The following is a 16,122-nucleotide window of genomic DNA, read 5'->3' on the forward strand; positions in this document are numbered from 1 at the left end:
CGGCCTGAACGGCCTCGTCCTCAAACGCCGGACGGGCTGGTTGTGCCTGGCCTCGGCTGAACATCCAAGCCGCAGCAGGGAGAGCCCAGCCCCGCCGCACCATCAAGCCCCGCCCCACACCCGCGAGTGAGCCGGCCCGGGCCGCCGCCCGGCCGCCCTACTGGTCCCGCAACCGCGCCGCCTCCACCTGGTGCAGGTGGATCAGGACGTCATGGGTGCGGGCCAGCGCGATGTCGTACTCCCGGTCGGGGTAACCCGTGCCGATGCTGCGGGTCGGACGGGTCCGGTCCAGCCAGCCCCGGCCGGGCGCGGGCACGCTCCGCAGGTCGACGAGGTAGTCGCGGTAGCGGACCCGGTCGAGCGTGTGCTCGTTGGTGCCCGCACCGGCCGGGCCGACGGTGAAGCGCTGCACCTTCCCGTCGGGCCCGGTCGCGTTGAACGAGCCCCGGTCGAAGGTGAACCCGACGCTCACATACGCGCCGCCGAGCCGGTCACGCAGGAACGCGCCCTGCATTCTGGGGTAGTTGGCGGGATCGGGCGTCTCGTACCCGAGGTGGGCGTTGTGCGCGGACACGAGGACCTTGGTGCCCGTGTGCTCCTGCCACCAGGCCGTGTTGTCCGCCATGGCCTGGTCGCGGTAGCGCATGGCGGCGGCCGACTGCGCCTGGTCCGTGCCGGCGTCGAAGGAGTAGAAGCGCGCGACCTGGTCGATGACCGTCGCGCTCTGCACCGCCCAGTCGTACGCCGTCCTGTCCGTCCCCGCCTTCCCGTCCGTCCCTGCCTTCCCGTCCGTCCCCGCGGACTGCTTCCGCAGCAGTTTCAGGGCCTCGCCGGTCCGGGCGGCCATCTCCTGGCGCTCGGCGAGTGGTTTGTTCATGTACTGCTCCATGTACACGCCGGTCGCCACGGTGGGCCGCAGGCCCTGGTACAGCTCGGTGAAGCGCGCCTCGAGCTCCGGGTGGGCACGGGCGACGTAGTCGGTGACCTCGTCGTAGACCTCCGGTCCGGCCCAGCCGAGGTCGTCGCCCATGAACTGGACGGGATCGTTCGGGTGCTGCCGGTTGTAGGCGCGCATCCACTCGACGAGCGTCAGGTAGTCGGTGTTGTTCCACCAGGAGTAGGCGAACTGGAACTCGTCCCGCATGATGCGCCGCGGGTCGCCCTTGCCGTGGACGACGTAGTCGTTGAGACGCCGGCCGGTGCTCCAGCTCACCTCCAGGCCGAAGGTGCGGAAGCCCTTGGCCTCCACCAGATGCCGGAAGACGCGGTGCTTCATGGCGAAGAAGTCGTGCGAGCTGTGCGTGGCCTCGCCGACGCCCACGACACGTGCGTCGCCGATCATGCGGTCGAGGGGGCGCAGATCGCCGGTGTCGCCCCACGGTTCGACGGACCGCAGGGGATGTGCGGCCCGTTCGACGGCGGTGACGACCTGTTCCTCGGTCGCGGGCCGTACGGTGACGGTCCGCTCCTTGGGCGTCGCGGACGCGGGTAACGTCCCGGCGGCCGTGGTGCCGAGGCACACGAGCAGGGCGGACGCGATTGCGGATCGATGCCATGTCATGATCCCAGACTTTCGGTCCGTACGGGCGCGGCACCATCCGGTGCGCCTCCGTCCGGGAGTGGAGGTAGGTGCACGGCCTCGTCGGGGGCTGCCCCCAGGGGTGCCCGGTGACCCACCCTCACTCCCGCCTCGCTCCCGGCCCACCTCTGTCTCATCCCTTGACGCACCTCCTCGCGACCGGTGAGTACGGCTTACTCTCCCGTGGCGGACGATCGAGGTCCGTGGAGAAACGTTCCGGGCAGCGGTGGAAGGGGAACAGCCCAAGGATGCGAGACGTACGTGGCGCGTGGGCCGTGGTCGGCACGCAGGTGGCGAAGTGGCGCCAGGATCCCGTGATCGTGCAGTCGGTGCGGTCGGCGGCGGCCGCGACGCTGGCGTACGTGGTCGCTCTGCAGTTCAGCCCCGAGGCGGCGCCCCTGACCGCCCCGCTGACCGCCCTCCTCGTCGTGCAGGTCACCCTCTACGCGACGCTCACCGCCGGCATCCGCCGTGTGAACGCGGTCGTGGCCGGCGTCGTCATCGCCATCTCGTTCAGCGTCCTGGTGGGGCTCACCTGGTGGAGCCTCGCGCTGATCATCCTCGCCTCGCTCGCGGTCGGGCACCTCGTGCGGGTCAGCGAGTTCGTGCCCGAGGTGGCGATCAGCGCCATGCTCGTGCTCGGCGTCACCCGCGTCGGGGACACGGCGTGGGCGCGCGTGCTGGAGACGCTGATCGGCGCCGCCGTGGGCCTCGCCTTCAACCTCCTGCTCGCTCCCCCGGTGTGGGTGGAGGCGGCCGGCGACTCCATCGAGGACATGGCCCGCCGGATGCGGCAGTTGATGCTGCGGGTCGGCGAGGAGGCCGCGGGCCGCACCGCCGTCGAGGAGGCCGCCGCACAGCTCCACGAGGCGCGGGAGCTCGACCACGACATCGTCGAGGTGGACGCGGCCCTCAAGCAGGCCGAGGACAGCCTGAGGCTCAACCCACGGGTACGGGAGGGTCTGCTGCACCGGGTCGTGCTGCGGACCGGCCTCGACACCCTGGAGATCTGCACGGTGGTCCTGCGGGTCATCGCCCGCACCCTCACCGACCTCGCCCGGGAACGGGAGCCCGAGCCGCTGTTCGAGCCCCAGACGGGAGCGGTCCTGGAGCAGCTGCTCGCCGAGATCGCGGACGCGGTCGTGAGCTTCGCGGTGCTGGTCACCACCGACGTCAGCCGTAACGCCGAGTCCGCCGAGGCCCGGCTCACCGCCGAGCTGACCTCGGCGTCGGCGACCCGGGACAAGCTGGCCCAGCTCCTGCTGGAGGACGTACAGCGGGACGCCCGCCAGTGGCAGCTGCGCGGTGCCGTTCTCACGGAGGTCAACCGGATCCTGGACGAGCTCGACACCGAGCACCGCTCCCGCCGGCTGCTGGAGGAACTGGACCGCTGCACCCGCGAGGAGCGCGAGCGCAGTCCTCGCCTCACCCGCGTGCGCGACCGCGTGCGCCGTGTCCGCAAGTCCCTGCGGAACCGGCCGGCCCTCGTCCGGCGTTCCAAGTGACGGACGGGCGTACAGAGCGCCGAGGTGAGACGGCACCACAGCGAGGGGGCGTACGGAATGGCCGAGGGCACCGTGCGGATCGACGGCACCACACTGCACCTGCCGGGAGGTGTCCAGGTGCGGTTCAAGCGGACCCTGCGTCTGCCCGAGACGGGGACGCACCAGCTGCCGCCGGGGCTCGGCGACTTCCCGGTCCGCCGCGTCGAGGACTACCCGGACACAGCTCCGGAGCGGATGCGGGCGCGGGGCGGCGTGATGCTGCCGGTGTACCTGCGTGAGGCGATGTGGCTGCACTTCGGGGGTACGACGGAGCCGGCCGCGCTCCAGGTCGGCGTCGGCAAGGTGTGCGCGGTCTCCGGCAAGCCGTGGAGCAGCCTGCTGAGCCGTGATCCGCAGAACTACGTGGTGCTGCCGCGGCAGCCGTGGCTGGACGGCATCAACTCCGGGAAGGGCACGGTCCGCCAGTTCGTGGCCGTCCCGCTGGGCCTGGGCGCCACGGTCGAGGGCCAGGTCACCGGCGAGGAGGTGTGGGGCGGCGTACAGCTGCAGTCGTTCCCGCTGAACGGTGAGCGGCTGGCCGAGTGGCGGGAGGCGCAGCGGCGGCTCGCCGCCGAGGACCATCTCGTCACGCGGTCGGTGAAGACGGCCGGAGGCTATGGCGCCGCGTTCCCCATGGCGGCCCCGCCCGCGCCGGGCGCCGCACCCGGGGCCCCGCAGGGCGGAGCTCCCGCCGGTCCGCCGCGTGCTCCCGCCGCGATGGGGCTCGGCGTCGGCGGCTCGATGCGCCAGGAGGTCTACCGGGACGCGTGGCCGCGCGGCAGCTGGGCCGAGGAGCCCGCAGGGCGGGTCTTCGTGCACCTCGTGACCCCGCCGGAGTGGCGCCGGATCACCGGCGAGGCGCCCCCGCCGTCACCCGTGGACCGCGCGGCGTACACCCGGGCCGGGCTGCCCTGGTTCGACTACTACGACCAGGACGCCCACGACCTCGCGCCCACGGACGCCCTCGGCGAGGTGAAGCCGGTCGGTGACTGGCTCGGCGACGACCACGAGCCCTGGCAGCAGCCCTCGCCCCACCAGGTGAAACCGCTGGGGGACGCGCCGGGCAAGCCGATCGGGGACGGCGACTGGTAGCCGGGCCTCGGGAGGGACACGCCAGACGGTGGGGGCCCGCGCGCACGCTTCGCCGGACAGATGGCGGGCTGCGGCTCGTTCGTCGACCGCGGGTCCGTCGTGGCTTGTCGCGCAGTTCCCCGCGCCCCGGTGGGGGGGGTCGCGTGGCGTGCGCCCACCGCTCTGTTTTGCGCTTCGGTGGCCTCGCGGGTGAAGGTGGATCACTGACGGGACTTCGACCGACAGACCGAGGTGCGGGTAGTGACGAGTGAACCGGCGCGGGACCGACACGGCTGGACCAGGCGCCGTTTCATGACGGCGCTCACGGCGTCGGCCGTCCCGGCGTCGCTGGCGGGATGCTCCGAGTCCTCCACGCCGGCCGACCCCGAGCCGTCGGCCACACCGAGCACCTCCACGTCCACCTCCCCGCAGACCACCTCTCCCTCCCCCCGCCCGACCGGCCCGCGCCCCCTCTACATCGGTACGTACACCTCGGTCGAGGGCGGCGGCGACGGAATCCGCGTGGCCACGTACGACGCGGAGTCCGGCAGTATCAAGGGCGGGAAGACCATCACCGGGGTCGCCGACCCGTCGTACCTCGCGCTACATCCGGACGGCCGCACCCTGTACGCCGTGAACGAGCGGACCCAGGGCACGGTGACCGCCGTACGGCTCTCCGACCGCCGTGTCCTCGGCGCGCGGAGCACCGGTGGCGCGGCCCCGTGCCATCTGTCGGTGCATCCGAGCGGGCGGTGGCTGCTGAGCGCCGACTACGGCTCGGGCAGCGTGGCCGTGCACCCCATCGACTCCTCGGGCGCGCTCGGCGAGCGCACGGACCGCGTCGTGCACGACAGCCCGGAGCCCGGACCCGGTCAGGACGGCCCGCACGCGCACCAGTTCGTCACCAGCCCCGACGGCGGTCACGTCCTCGCCGTGGACCTGGGCACGGACACCGTGTACACGTACCGGCTGGACCAGTCGAAGGGCACGCTCGAGGAGGTCTCACGGGCGCGGACACGGCCGGGTGCCGGGCCCCGGCACCTGACGTTCCATCCCGGGGGCCGTTACGCGTACCTCGCCAACGAGGTCGACAACACGGTCGTGGTGTGCGCCTACGACCCGGACAGCGGCCGGCTGACGCCGGGCGACCCGCAGTCCACGGGGACGGGTTCCGGCACGAACTATCCCGCACAGCTCCTGGTGACGGCGGACGGGGCGTACGCCTACCTCGCCAACCGCGGCCACGACAGCCTGACGCGCTACGCGGTCGAGGCGGGCGGGGCGCGGCTGAAACCGCTGGACACGGTGCCGGTGGGCGGGGACTTCCCGCGTCAGATCGCGTTCTCCCCCGACGGGACGCTGCTGTTCGCCTCACTCCAGAAGTCGAGCGCGGTCAGCGTGTTCCACGTGGACCGTGAGAGCGGCGAACTGCGGCGCGCGGGCGAGCCGTTCGCGTCACCCGTCGCCGTCTGTGCGCTGCCGCTGTAGGGCGCGGGGGCGGCGGGCGGCGCCGGCCTGGGCCAGGAGGATGTGCATGCGCTCGGTGAGCTGTGCCAGGTCGTCGGCGGGCTTGTGGAACGTCAGGCGCACATCGCCGTTGCCGCGTGCCCGCTCGATGCGCAGGGTCAGCCCGTGCCGGTCGACGGCGAGCGGCTGGACTCGGACGGCGCCCTGCAGGCTGTCGGGGTCGACGAGGCGGGTGAGCCGCTCGACCGCGTCGGGGTGGGCCTCGGCGAGGTGGGTGAGCAGCTGGAACTCGGCCGTGGCGAGCGGGTCGGGCGCGGCGGCGGCGTACTCGTCGAGGTCGACGACGACCGCGCCGGACGGCCGGCGCAGCACGACCCGGGTGGGCCGGAACGCGAGCTGCCCCTCCTCGGAGGCGAACCAGCCGGCCATCCAGAGCCGGCCGCGGATGCGGTTGCGCATGGCGACGGGCGCCACGTCGGCGAACTCCAGCACGGCGGACGGCTCGCCGCGCGGCGCGCAGATCGCGGCCGTGACGAGTGCGCTGTCCTCCGGTACGTGCAGCAGCACACGGCCGTCCTCGGCCACGGTGTGCGCGCCGACGAACTCCTCCCTGCCGCCCTCCGCGGTCACCGCGCAGGACCAGGCCGCGGTGAGCACGGAACGGGCGCGCTCGGCCGCGGCGGGTGCGGCCGTCCAGGTGTGACGGTCAGCCATCCGAACCTCCCTTAGGTAAGCCTTGCCTAACCTATCCAAGATCGGTCCGTAAGCCAACCCTGGCGCTCCGCTGGATTGGGCGGGGCGCCCATTCGCCGTTGAGAGTCTCCGCCGCGTGCGTGTGCGGGTCGTCGTGGGCTGGTCGCGCCCGCGCGGCGGAGCCGCATATTGGCGCAGCCCCGAGGCACAGGGACCCCTCAGGGCGCGATGGCGCCCAGTAGCGCCCTGGCGCACAGGTCCCGTACCTGGTCTCGGGACAGTTCCGCGCCGCCCGCCCACTCCAGACAGACGGCCCTGGTGAAGGCCAGCCAGCCGCGGACGGCGATGCCCAGGTCCGGACGCTCCTCGACGGTCCAGCCGAACTCGGCGTCCGCGGCGACGGCGGCCAGTATCCGTCGCTCCTGTTCCGCCATCGCGCGCCGGTAGGTCGTCCGCACGGCCGGGTCGCCCGCCGCGGCGGCGCGGTGGAAGGCGCGGTAGCCGTGCCCGTGCACCTCCACGTACTCCAGGTACGCGTCGAGTCCCGCGCCCAGCTGCTCACGCGCCGGAACCCCGGGCACCGGGGCCGTCATCCGCAGCATCTGATCGCTCTCGCGCTCCATGACGGCCGCGAAGAAGTCCCGCTTGGTCGGGAAGTAGTGGTACAGCAGCCCGCGCGACACTCCGGCGATCTCGGCGACCTGCTCGATCCACACGTCGTCGTACGGGCTCTCCGAGAAGAGCCGCGCCCCGACCGTCAGGAGCTGCTCCCTGCGCTCCTCGGTGCTGAGCCGACGGCGCGTGCGCTCTGACTGCTGACCGGCCATGCCGTCACTTTACTTGACATGGGTTCAACAACCGGATGAGGCTGGGGCCACTATTGAATCCACGTACAACAGATGCGCCGCGGCACGGGCGCAGGGGAGTTGGCGTCATGGCGGAGACGACTCGGGCCGCACAGGCCACGGTCGCGAAGGGGTTCCGCGGGGCGGAGCTGGGCTGGCCGGAGCTGCGGCGCATCCCTCATCCGCCGCACCGGCTCCCGGTCCTCGGGGACGCTCTGGGCGCGCGGCTCCGGTCGCCCGTACAGGACTCGATGCGGATCGGCCGTGAGCTCGGGCCGATCTTCCGGCGCAAGGGGTTCGGCAAGGAGATCGTCTTCGTGTGGGGCGCGGACCTCGCCGCCGAGCTGGCCGACGAGTCGCGGTTCGCCAAGCACGTGGGCCTCGGCGTCGCCAATCTGCGGCCGATCGCCGGGGACGGGCTGTTCACCGCGTACAACGACGAGCCGAACTGGCAGCTCGCGCACGACGTCCTGGCCCCGGGCTTCAGCCGCGAGGCCATGGAGGGCTACCACCCGATGATGCTCGACGTGGCCGAACGGTTGATGGGCCGCTGGGACCGGGAGCGGGCGGCCGGCCGGGCCGTGGACGTGCCCGGCGACATGACCAAGCTGACGCTGGAGACGATCGCCCGCACCGGCTTCGGCCATGACTTCGGCTCCTTCGAGCGCGCCCGGCCACACCCCTTCATCACGGCGATGGTGGGCACCCTGTCGTTCGCGCAGCGCCGCAACCAGGTGCCCGAGCAGTTGGCTCCGCTGCTGCTGCGCCGCGCCGCCCGGCGCAACGAGGCGGACATGGCGTACCTGAACCGCGCGGTGGACGAGGTGGTCGAGGCCCGGCGCGGCTCCACGAAGAGCGACGGCGACCTGCTCGACCGCATGCTGGAGACCGTGCACCCGGAGACCGGCGAGCGGCTGTCCCCGGAGAACGTCCGCCGCCAGGTCATCACCTTCCTGGTCGCGGGGCACGAGACCACCTCGGGTGCCCTGTCCTTCGCCCTGCACTACCTGTCCCGGCACCCCGAGGTCGCCGACCGCGCCCGCGCCGAGGTGGACCGCGTGTGGGGCGACACTCCCCGGCCCGGCTACGAGCAGGTGGCCCGGCTGCGCTACGTCCGGCGGGTCCTCGACGAGTCGCTGCGGCTGTGGCCGACCGCGCCCGCCTTCGCCCGCGAGGCCAGGGAGGAGACCGTGCTCGGCGGTGTCCATCCGATGCTGCGGAGCGCGTGGGCGCTGGTGCTGACGGTGATGCTGCACCGGGACCCGGCCGTGTGGGGCGCCGACGCCGAGCGGTTCGACCCGGAGCGCTTCGACGCGAAGGCCGTACGGGCCCGGCCCGCGCACACCTTCAAGCCGTTCGGCACGGGGGCGCGGGCCTGCATAGGCCGCCAGTTCGCCCTCCACGAGGCGACGCTGGTGCTGGGTCTGCTGCTGCGCCGCTACGCGCTGCGGCCGGACCCCGCGTACCGGCTGCGGGTGGCCGAGCGGCTGACGCTCATGCCGGAGGGGCTGACCCTGCACCTGGACCACCGCGACCGGACGCCCGCCGCACCGGATCCCGACGACCACACGGCGGACGCCCCGTCAGGGCCCCGCTGTCCAGTGACCGGGACGGCTGACTGAACTTGGCAGCTTCGTGCCGTCGCTCCCCCGGGCCGCGTTCACCTGGGGCTGGGTGAGGAAGAAGGCCCCGGTCAGGTCGGCGTCGGTGAGGTCGGCGTCGCGCAGGTCGGCGCCGATCAGGTCCGCGCCCCGCAGGTCGGCCCCCGTCAGGTCGGCCGCGATGAGGTACGCGCCGCGGAGATTGGCCCGGCGCAGGTCGGCGCCCTTGAGGCGGGCACCGATCAGGTCGGCACCCCTGCGCTCCTTGCGGCGCCCCGCGCCCGCCCGCGTCAGCTCGCTCGCCCGCAGCAGCAGGACGTTGACGCGCTGCCGGTGTGCGGGGACGTCCAGCTCCGCCAGCTCGTCCGCGGTGAGGAGCGTGAGCCGTTCCGTCTCGGCGAGGAGGGCGCGTACGTCCGCGTGGACCGGGCGGGCGGCGGGCAGGGTCAGGGCCTCGGTCAGGTACCGGAGCAGTTCGTGGAGCTGGCGGACGACGGGGAACACCTCGAACATCCGCCGGGCGTCCTCGCGGGACACCGACCGCCAGTCGCGCCCACCGAAGGTGACCTGCGAGACCTTCTGACCGGCGCCGAGGCAGTCGTAGACCGTGCAGCCGGTGAAGCCCTTCTGGCGCAGCTGGCTGTGGATGCCGCAGCGGAAGTCCTCCCGCAGGTTGCCGCACGGCTCACCGGCCGCCTTGTCGGTCGCGAAGTCCGCCGAGGCGGTGAAGGGCAGGGCCACGCAGCACAGCCCGAAGCACCGGGAGCAGTCGGCCCGCAGCTCCGACGGAGGGGCAGCGATGTTCTGTTGCATGCGGTTCAGCCTAACGACGGCGGGATCTCACCCGGCCGGCTCCCTGGCGGGGAACGAGTTCACCGATGAGTTCTCGGCACCGGAGAGGTCCTTCATACAGCCGAAAACAAACTCCGCTACCACTTGAGACAGGCGCCGAAGGAGCGCTCCCGAAGGGGGAGGAACATCATGTGCACCCACTGGCCTCCGTGCCCCACCGCCGACCGCCCCGACCACCAAGCGGCCGTGATCGTCTCCGCTCACCCGGAACAGGGCTGGAGCCTGCTCTGCAACGGCACCATCGCCTTCGACGACACCGGTGAACTCCTGCCGGACGGCCGGATCGTGAAGCCGAGGCGGACGTTCGACCGGGGAGCCCTGGCCGCCGTCTGATCCGGCCGGCGACGGCCAGGAGACCCGCAGGTCCCTGCTTCTAGCCGTCCAGCGCCACCAGATCGAGCCGCGCGAGCCGCTCGGGGTCCGACAGGATGTACATTCCTGTGATCCTGCCGTCCGCCACCGTGAACCCCGTGACCGAGAACGGCTTGCCATCGGCGACCGTGAGCAGGCCCACCGATCCGTTGACGAGCACCGGACGGGCGTACAGCGCGTACTGCCGGAACATGAAGGCACCTTCGGCCACCGACTGACGGCCACGGACCACCTTGGACGCGGCCACTCCCACGGCCAGGGCCCCGGCGTCGGCGCGCAGCACCACCTCGGGATCGAGCACCGACAGCAGCGCCTCGAAGTCCCCGCCGCGCGAGGCGGCGAGGAAGGCGTCGACCGCCTGCTTCTGCCGCGTCAGGTCGGGGTCCGGGGCGGGCGCGGAGCTCTGCACGCGACGCCGGGCGCGGCTGGCGAGCTGCCGGGTCGCGGCCGTGGAGCGGTCCACGATCGGAGCGATGTCGTCGAAGGGCACCGCGAACATGTCGTGCAGCACGAACGCGAGCCGCTCCGGGGGCTCCAGCGTCTCCAGCACCACCAGCAGGGCCAGCCCGACGGCGTCCGCCTGCAGCACCTCCTGCTCGGGGTCCACACGGTCCAGGGACCCGACGACCGGATCGGGTACGAACGTCTCGTACGCGTCCATGGACTCCTCGCGCCGGGTGCGGCGCGAGCGCAGCAGGTCCAGGCACACCCGGCCGGTCACGGTCGTCAGCCAGCCCCCGAGGTTCCGCACCTCGCTCATGTCGGAGCGGCTGAGGCGCAGCCACGTCTCCTGCACGGCGTCCTCGGCCTCGCTGAGCGAGCCGAGCATCCGGTAGGCCACCGCCCGCAGATGACTTCGGTGCTCCTCGAACCGCTCGGCCAGCAGTTCCTTCTCCCCCATCGTCTCCCCGTCCCCCCCTCATCGGTTGAAGAGCTCGAACGCCACCGCCGGCTTCCCGCCGAAGCGCTCCCCCACGCTCTGCGCGAACCCCGTCAAAAATCCCCGGACGTAGGTCTCCGGGTCCTCGTCCGTCAACGCCTCTATGTACGTGCGGTGTTCCAGCAGCGAGCGCACCGCGCGCTCCAGGCCCGGTGTCGCGTCCACCGCGTGGGTGGGCGTGGCGGAACCGGCGACGGCGACCCAGCGGACGCCGTTCCAGGGCTCGAGGCCCTGTTCGGTCAGCTCCGGGAAGATCCACCGGTTTCCGGCGTCCGCGGCCGCGTCAAGGGTGGCGCGGCCGACGGCGACATGGTCCGGGGTGTTCCAGCCGACGCCGCCCCAGGTGTCCCGGTGATTGAGCGTGACCACCAGCTCGGGCCGGTGCCGGCGGATCGCGGCCGCGATGTCCCGGCGCAGCGCGGGGCCGTACTCGATCACTCCGTCCTCGTGGTCGAGGAACTCCACCACCGACACTCCGACGACGGCCGCGCTGGCCCGCTGTTCCCGCTCCCGCAGCGGACCGCACGTGGCGGGGTCCAGCGTGTCGATGCCCGCCTCCCCGCGGGTCGCCAGGACGTACGCCACGTCCCTGCCCGTGTCGGTCCACGCGGCGATCGCCGCCGAGCATCCGTACTCGAGGTCGTCCGGGTGCGCCACGACGGCGAGGGCGCGCTGCCAGTCGTCGGGCATGGGGGCGAGCTGGTCGGTCCGCGGCTCGGTCATGCCGTCACACTAGCCCGCGCCGCTGACATCACCGGGGTACGGCACCGCCTCACACCTCGTCCCGCGTCAGCGCCAGCAGCCGGTCCAGGACACGGGGCCCGGAGGCGCGTACGCCGTCGTGCTCGTACTCGTCGGTGACCCAGGTACGCAAGCCCCGGATCGCGCGGGCGGTGCGCAGCGAGTGGGTGGTGTCGACGTACATGTCGTCGTGGTAGACGGCCGCCGCGACCGGTACCTCGTTGACGGCGAGCCGGGCGGGGTCGTACAGGGGCTTCCAGTCGGTGCGGGCGGCCAGTTCCTCCGCTGTCTCGCGCAGGGGGCGCAGCGCCGGGTCGGTGTCGAACGTCCACGGGTGGACGGACTCGCCGGTGAACAGCAGCGGGCCGTCCCCGGTGAGCGTCTTGGCCGCGTCGAACTGCGGGAACTCGGCGCGCACCCGCTCCGCCGCCCAGGCCGTGGGCCGCTCGCCCTGGCCGTAGCAGGCCTCGTGGACGAGCGCGTACAGCGGATGGCCCGCGAACGACAGCAGCCCGAGGACCTCCTCCTGGAAGGCGTCGGAGAGCGCGGGGCCCTGCGCGGTGCGGACGAAGGCGTCCTCCAGGAGGTAGTGCAGGCGGTGGCTGCCGTCGCTCCTGCCGAGGACGATGCCGAGGGACTGGAAGGCCTCGACGGTGAGCCGGAAGCCGTTCGGCAGGACGACATCGTCGGCCAGCAGGTGCTCGGCGATCCGCCGGGCCCGCTCGACGTCCTGCGGATAGCGCTCGTAGTGGGCGGCGACCTTGCGTTCGATGCGCGGGTAGGCGGCCCGGTACACGTCGTCCGCGTGTGCGTCGAGGGAGGGCAGGCCGCCGGTGATGACGGCGGCCTGCAGTCCTTCGGGCGCGGTGGACAGGTAGGTGACCGTGCAGAAGCCGCCGAAGCTCTGGCCGAGCACGGTCCAGGGGGCGCCGCCGGTGACCTCGGGGCGGATGGCCTCGCAGTCGCGGACGATGGAGTCGGCGCGGAAGTGGGCCAGGTAGTCGGCCTGTTCGCGGGGTCCGCCGCGAAGCGGGAGGGTCTGCCGGCCGGCGGTGGTGGAGGCGCCGGTGCCGCGCTGGTCGAGGAGCAGGACGCGGAACTCCTTCAGGGCCCGGCCGAGCCAGGCGGGCTTGCCGACGAACCGGTTCGCGCCGAAGCCGGGGCCGCCCTGGAGGTAGACCAGCCAGGGCAGGTCCTTGTCCGTCCTGTCGCTCGCGACGACCTCCCGCGCGTAGAGCTCGATCCGCTCCCCGGCCGGGTCGTCGTGGTCGAGGGGCACGGTGAACCGGCGGTCGGTGAGGACGACTCCGGGCTGGCGGTAGCTGGCGGTCAACAGGGCTCCCGAGGCTGACGGTTTCCAGGCCGCCCACCAGTCCACCACAGATTCTTCGAACGGCCGAGGCCGTGGATCAAGAAAATCCACTGAATGAGGGGTCAGTTCCTGCTGAACAGAGGGTCAGCGCGCCGACAGGCTGGAGTTGCGCACCACCAGCTCCGGCTGGAGGACGACCCTCTTGTGTTCGTGCGGCGTGGGTGCCGTCTCCGCCTCGGTCTCCTCCAGGAGGAGTTCCGCGGCCAGCGCGCCCATGGTCACGGCGGGCTGCCGTACGGAGGTGAGGGGGACGGCCGCGGCGGCGGCGAACTCGATGTCGTCGTAGCCGACGATCGCGAGGTCGTCGGGCACGCTCACCCCGGCGGCGAACATGGCCTGCAGGACGCCGAGGGCGAGCAGGTCGTTGGCGCAGAACACGGCGGTCGGACGGTCGGCGAGGCCGAGCAGCCGGGCGCCGGCGTCACGGCCCGCGGCCACGTCGAGCCGCTCGGTGGGCAGCTCACGCAGGGAGTCGGGGCCGAGACCCGCCTCGGCCAGTGCGCTCAGGGCGCCGGTGCGGCGGTCGCGGACCTGGTTGAGGCCGGGTGGACCGCTGACGTACGCGATGGAGCGGTGCCCGGCGTCGATCAGGTGCCGTACGGCGAGCGCGCCGCCCGCCACGTCGTCGACGGACACCGAGCACTCGGTGGTGCCCTCGGCGACCCGGTCGACGAGGACGAAGGGGATGCCGTGGCGTCGGAACGTCTTGATGTTGCGGCCCGTGGCGTCGGCGGGCGTGAGCAGGACGCCCCTGACCCGCTGCTCGGCGAAGAGCGACAGGTACTCGGCCTCCTCGCCCGCGCTCTGCGCGCTGTTGCAGACCATCACGCCGAGTCCGGCCTCGCGTGCGGCCCGCTCGGCGCCGCGCGCGACGTCCACGAAGAAGGGGTTGCCCATGTCGAGCACGAGCAGCCCCATGATGCGGCTGCGGCCGGCCCTCAGTTGGCGCGCCGACTCGCTGCGGACGTAGCCGAGGCGGTCTATCGCCGACAGCACACGGGCACGGGTCTCGGACGCGACCGTGTCCGGGCGGTTGATCACGTTGGAAACCGTGCCGACGGAGACTCCGGCGGCACGGGCGACGTCCTTGATACCCACCGACTGGGTCATCGGTCGAGGACCTCCAGGAAGATGCGGAGCGGCGGGTGCGGGTTCACATTACCTTCAGGGGCCGTGACCAGCGCACCCGTCGCCGTCGCGCCGTTCGCGGTTTCCCGGTCGCGGCGCCGTGGATCAGGCGGGCAGGCGGAAGTTGAGGTTGCGCAGCGCCGAGGGCGTCGTACCGCTGGACTTCTCCTGGTACATGATCGACAGGAAGTTGTCCTGTGCGATGCGCGTCTCGTCGACCACGACCTCGCCGAAGGCGTTCAGCCCGGCGCCGACGCCGTCGTACAGGATCGCCCAGTCCGTGTACCCGGAGGCCTTGGAGGCCCCGGCGACACGACAGAACGGGAAGATCGCGTACGCGTTGTCGTACTTGTCGAGGATCAACTTGGTGCGCTGGCTGGAGTTCAGCGGGACCGGGATCTCGGTCTTCTGCCAGGTGCCGGAGGAGTTCTTGCGGACGTGGAAGGCACGGCCGTTGTTCGTCCGGTCGGTGACGTAGTTCGTGGTGCACTGGCCGAAGCGGCCGGGCACATAGCTGATGATGGCGTGCGGCAGGCCGGCCGAGTCGGTGAACTGGCTCTCCTGGTTCATCAGCGAGTGGTCCGGGTTGAGCGGGTCCACGACCAGTCCGGAGTCCGTGACGGCGACCTTGTCGGAGCCGCCGGTGGTGCCGACGACGGTGCCCGCGTTGTTGCGCCAGGTGCGGCCGCGATCGTCCGAGTAGACGTAGCCCGTGTCGTGGTTGGTGATGCCACCGCTGTTGCACATCACGGCGCCGTTCTGCTCGCGCCAGGTGAAGAACGAGTGCAGCCGCCCGTTCCTGTCGTAGTCGATGCCGTGCAGGTACATGTTGCGGGCCGTCGAGGAGCCGTGCTCGCTGGTGTACGTGCCGGTGGAGCTGGACCACTCGCCGAGGCCGGTCCAGGACGTGCCGTCGTACTCGGCCAGCGCGTTGCGGCCGTTACCGGAGATGGCGGCGCGGTAGCTCAGCTGGAGCTTGCCCTCGGGTGTCGAGACGAACTGCGGGTAGGTGAACTGCGAGGTGAGCGCGAGGCCGTCGAGCGTGGACTGGGGGGCGCCGAAGCGGCTGGCGGTCCAGCTCAGCCCGGCGGGGTTGTCCATGAGCCCGGCCACCGACTTGACGTAGGTGAAGCCGTCGCTGTGGGAGTCCATGTTGAGGTGGAGGCGGCCGTCGACCTTGGAGACGCCCATGGAGATGACGTTGTGGGAGTCGTTGGCCTTGAGGGTGTGGCCGACCTGGACCGTGGACCAGGTGGTCCCGCCGAGGACGCGGCGGCCGACGACGGCGTTGCGGTCGGCGGTGTACCAGACGGCGTACTGGTAGCCCTTGTAGCTCAGCAGCCCGTTCTTCTGGAACGAGTTGTTGTTGACCAGGCCGTCGTAGGAGACGAAGTAGATGGCCTGGAGGTCGAGGAGTGTGCTGCCGGTCAGGGTGACGGACGGACCCGGATCGGCGGCCCGGGCGGTACCGGAGGCGAGGGCGGGGGTCACTACGGCTCCTGCGAGGGCGGCACCCAGCAGCGTGCGTCTCTTCATCTCGGGGGACTCCATTGTCGAGCGAGGTGGGGAGGGTGCGAACGGGGTGGGGGGTCAGTCGAGGTGGAACACCTCGGTGAGCGGTTTCATGGCCTCGTCGGGCCGGGCGCCGTCCAGCGACTCGAAGAACGGCGCCATCTCCGCCTGCCAGCGGGCGTTGACATCGGTGGCCTCCATGCCGGCCTGCGCGGCCTCGAAGTCCTCGGTCTCCAGGTAGCCGACCAGCAGACCGTCCTCGCGCAGGAAGAGCGAGTAGTTGTGCCAGCCGGTGGCCGAGAGCGCCTGAAGCATCTCGGGCCACACGGCGGCGTGCCGCTCGCGGTACTCGTCGAGGCGGTCCGCACGGACCTTCAGCAGGAAGCACACGCGCTTCATCAACGA

15 protein-coding genes are annotated in these 16,122 nt (G+C 72.1%); 5 read left to right on the forward strand and 10 right to left on the reverse strand.

Translation table 11 applies throughout. The features are described 5' to 3' along the window. Positions 1-157: 157 nt before the first annotated feature. Positions 158-1,561 (reverse strand): erythromycin esterase family protein, encoded by a 1,404-nt coding sequence (locus tag AB0959_RS23225; protein WP_366828376.1) that lies wholly within the window; start codon positions 1,559-1,561, stop codon positions 158-160. A gap of 266 nt (positions 1,562-1,827) precedes the next feature. Here AB0959_RS23225 and AB0959_RS23230 point away from each other — a divergent pair, with 266 nt between their 5' ends. The 3 genes from AB0959_RS23230 (at position 1,828) to AB0959_RS23240 (ending at position 5,682) form a co-directional block, all read left to right on the forward strand. Then, positions 1,828-3,084, forward strand: a complete 1,257-nt coding sequence (locus tag AB0959_RS23230; protein WP_366828377.1) for an aromatic acid exporter family protein — start codon at positions 1,828-1,830, stop codon at positions 3,082-3,084. A 57-nt stretch (positions 3,085-3,141) separates the two neighbouring features. Next, entirely contained in the window at positions 3,142-4,215 is a 1,074-nt protein-coding gene (locus AB0959_RS23235; protein WP_366828414.1) for a hypothetical protein, read from the forward strand. Positions 4,216-4,506: 291 nt separating this feature from the next. Continuing rightward, positions 4,507-5,682 (forward strand): lactonase family protein, encoded by a 1,176-nt coding sequence (locus AB0959_RS23240; RefSeq protein ID WP_366828379.1) that lies wholly within the window; start codon positions 4,507-4,509, stop codon positions 5,680-5,682. Here AB0959_RS23240 and AB0959_RS23245 read toward each other — a convergent pair. Next, positions 5,650-6,375, reverse strand: a complete 726-nt coding sequence (locus tag AB0959_RS23245; protein WP_366828380.1) for a DUF2470 domain-containing protein — start codon at positions 6,373-6,375, stop codon at positions 5,650-5,652. The two genes, AB0959_RS23240 and AB0959_RS23245, sit on opposite strands and share 33 nt — an antisense overlap. 197 nt (positions 6,376-6,572) lie before the next feature. Next, positions 6,573-7,181 carry a TetR/AcrR family transcriptional regulator gene (locus AB0959_RS23250; RefSeq protein ID WP_366828381.1) on the reverse strand — a complete coding sequence of 203 codons (609 nt, stop codon included), beginning with the start codon at positions 7,179-7,181 and terminating at the stop codon, positions 6,573-6,575. A gap of 107 nt (positions 7,182-7,288) precedes the next feature. Between AB0959_RS23250 and AB0959_RS23255 the strand changes: the two genes are divergently transcribed. Further along, complete coding sequence (locus AB0959_RS23255; RefSeq protein WP_366828382.1) at positions 7,289-8,821, forward strand: cytochrome P450; 1,533 nt, start codon at positions 7,289-7,291, stop codon at positions 8,819-8,821. Here AB0959_RS23255 and AB0959_RS23260 read toward each other — a convergent pair. After that, positions 8,783-9,613 (reverse strand): pentapeptide repeat-containing protein, encoded by an 831-nt coding sequence (locus AB0959_RS23260; RefSeq protein ID WP_366828383.1) that lies wholly within the window; start codon positions 9,611-9,613, stop codon positions 8,783-8,785. The genes AB0959_RS23255 and AB0959_RS23260 overlap by 39 nt on opposite strands. A 168-nt stretch (positions 9,614-9,781) precedes the next feature. On the opposite strand from AB0959_RS23260, the gene AB0959_RS23265 reads away from it, so the two are divergent. Beyond that, the gene (locus tag AB0959_RS23265) at positions 9,782-9,985 is read left to right on the forward strand and encodes a DUF5999 family protein (protein ID WP_366828384.1); all 204 of its coding nucleotides are present in this window, start codon (positions 9,782-9,784) and stop codon (positions 9,983-9,985) included. 40 nt (positions 9,986-10,025) lie between these two features. On the opposite strand, the gene sigJ is transcribed toward AB0959_RS23265, so the two are convergent. The 6 genes from sigJ to AB0959_RS23295 form a co-directional block, all read right to left on the reverse strand. After that, positions 10,026-10,925 carry an RNA polymerase sigma factor SigJ gene (gene sigJ, locus AB0959_RS23270; RefSeq protein WP_366828385.1) on the reverse strand — a complete coding sequence of 300 codons (900 nt, stop codon included), beginning with the start codon at positions 10,923-10,925 and terminating at the stop codon, positions 10,026-10,028. A gap of 18 nt (positions 10,926-10,943) precedes the next feature. Next, a complete protein-coding gene (locus AB0959_RS23275; protein WP_366828386.1) occupies positions 10,944-11,687 on the reverse strand; it encodes a PIG-L deacetylase family protein in 744 nt (247 codons plus the stop codon). A 49-nt stretch (positions 11,688-11,736) separates the two neighbouring features. Then, entirely contained in the window at positions 11,737-13,038 is a 1,302-nt protein-coding gene (locus AB0959_RS23280; RefSeq protein WP_366828387.1) for an alpha/beta fold hydrolase, read from the reverse strand. A gap of 123 nt (positions 13,039-13,161) precedes the next feature. Further along, a complete protein-coding gene (locus AB0959_RS23285) occupies positions 13,162-14,187 on the reverse strand; it encodes a LacI family DNA-binding transcriptional regulator (RefSeq protein ID WP_366828389.1) in 1,026 nt (341 codons plus the stop codon). A 123-nt stretch (positions 14,188-14,310) separates the two neighbouring features. Beyond that, the gene (locus tag AB0959_RS23290) at positions 14,311-15,741 is read right to left on the reverse strand and encodes a BNR repeat-containing protein (RefSeq protein ID WP_366828390.1); all 1,431 of its coding nucleotides are present in this window, start codon (positions 15,739-15,741) and stop codon (positions 14,311-14,313) included. 54 nt (positions 15,742-15,795) lie between these two features. Then, positions 15,796-16,116 carry an L-rhamnose mutarotase gene (locus tag AB0959_RS23295; protein WP_366828391.1) on the reverse strand — a complete coding sequence of 107 codons (321 nt, stop codon included), beginning with the start codon at positions 16,114-16,116 and terminating at the stop codon, positions 15,796-15,798. Positions 16,117-16,122: the final 6 nt, after the last annotated feature.

Source organism: Streptomyces sp. NPDC046862 (assembly GCF_040704615.1).
In the GTDB taxonomy this organism is placed as follows: Bacteria; Actinomycetota; Actinomycetes; order Streptomycetales; family Streptomycetaceae; genus Streptomyces.

What these genes read in the sequence shown, in the direction of transcription:
- AB0959_RS23275 (WP_366828386.1), bottom strand. Translation starts at nt 11,687, where the DNA reads ATGACCGAGCCGCGGACCGACCAGCTCGCCCCCATGCCCGACGACTGG.
- AB0959_RS23245 (WP_366828380.1), bottom strand. Translation starts at nt 6,375, where the DNA reads ATGGCTGACCGTCACACCTGGACGGCCGCACCCGCCGCGGCCGAGCGC.
- AB0959_RS23285 (WP_366828389.1), bottom strand. Translation starts at nt 14,187, where the DNA reads ATGACCCAGTCGGTGGGTATCAAGGACGTCGCCCGTGCCGCCGGAGTC.
- AB0959_RS23250 (WP_366828381.1), bottom strand. Translation starts at nt 7,181, where the DNA reads ATGGCCGGTCAGCAGTCAGAGCGCACGCGCCGTCGGCTCAGCACCGAG.
- AB0959_RS23290 (WP_366828390.1), bottom strand. Translation starts at nt 15,741, where the DNA reads ATGAAGAGACGCACGCTGCTGGGTGCCGCCCTCGCAGGAGCCGTAGTG.
- AB0959_RS23260 (WP_366828383.1), bottom strand. Translation starts at nt 9,613, where the DNA reads ATGCAACAGAACATCGCTGCCCCTCCGTCGGAGCTGCGGGCCGACTGC.
- AB0959_RS23235 (WP_366828414.1), top strand. Translation starts at nt 3,142, where the DNA reads ATGGCCGAGGGCACCGTGCGGATCGACGGCACCACACTGCACCTGCCG.
- AB0959_RS23225 (WP_366828376.1), bottom strand. Translation starts at nt 1,561, where the DNA reads ATGACATGGCATCGATCCGCAATCGCGTCCGCCCTGCTCGTGTGCCTC.
- AB0959_RS23240 (WP_366828379.1), top strand. Translation starts at nt 4,507, where the DNA reads ATGACGGCGCTCACGGCGTCGGCCGTCCCGGCGTCGCTGGCGGGATGC.
- AB0959_RS23265 (WP_366828384.1), top strand. Translation starts at nt 9,782, where the DNA reads ATGTGCACCCACTGGCCTCCGTGCCCCACCGCCGACCGCCCCGACCAC.
- AB0959_RS23230 (WP_366828377.1), top strand. Translation starts at nt 1,828, where the DNA reads ATGCGAGACGTACGTGGCGCGTGGGCCGTGGTCGGCACGCAGGTGGCG.
- AB0959_RS23255 (WP_366828382.1), top strand. Translation starts at nt 7,289, where the DNA reads ATGGCGGAGACGACTCGGGCCGCACAGGCCACGGTCGCGAAGGGGTTC.
- AB0959_RS23295 (WP_366828391.1), bottom strand. Translation starts at nt 16,116, where the DNA reads ATGAAGCGCGTGTGCTTCCTGCTGAAGGTCCGTGCGGACCGCCTCGAC.
- sigJ (WP_366828385.1), bottom strand. Translation starts at nt 10,925, where the DNA reads ATGGGGGAGAAGGAACTGCTGGCCGAGCGGTTCGAGGAGCACCGAAGT.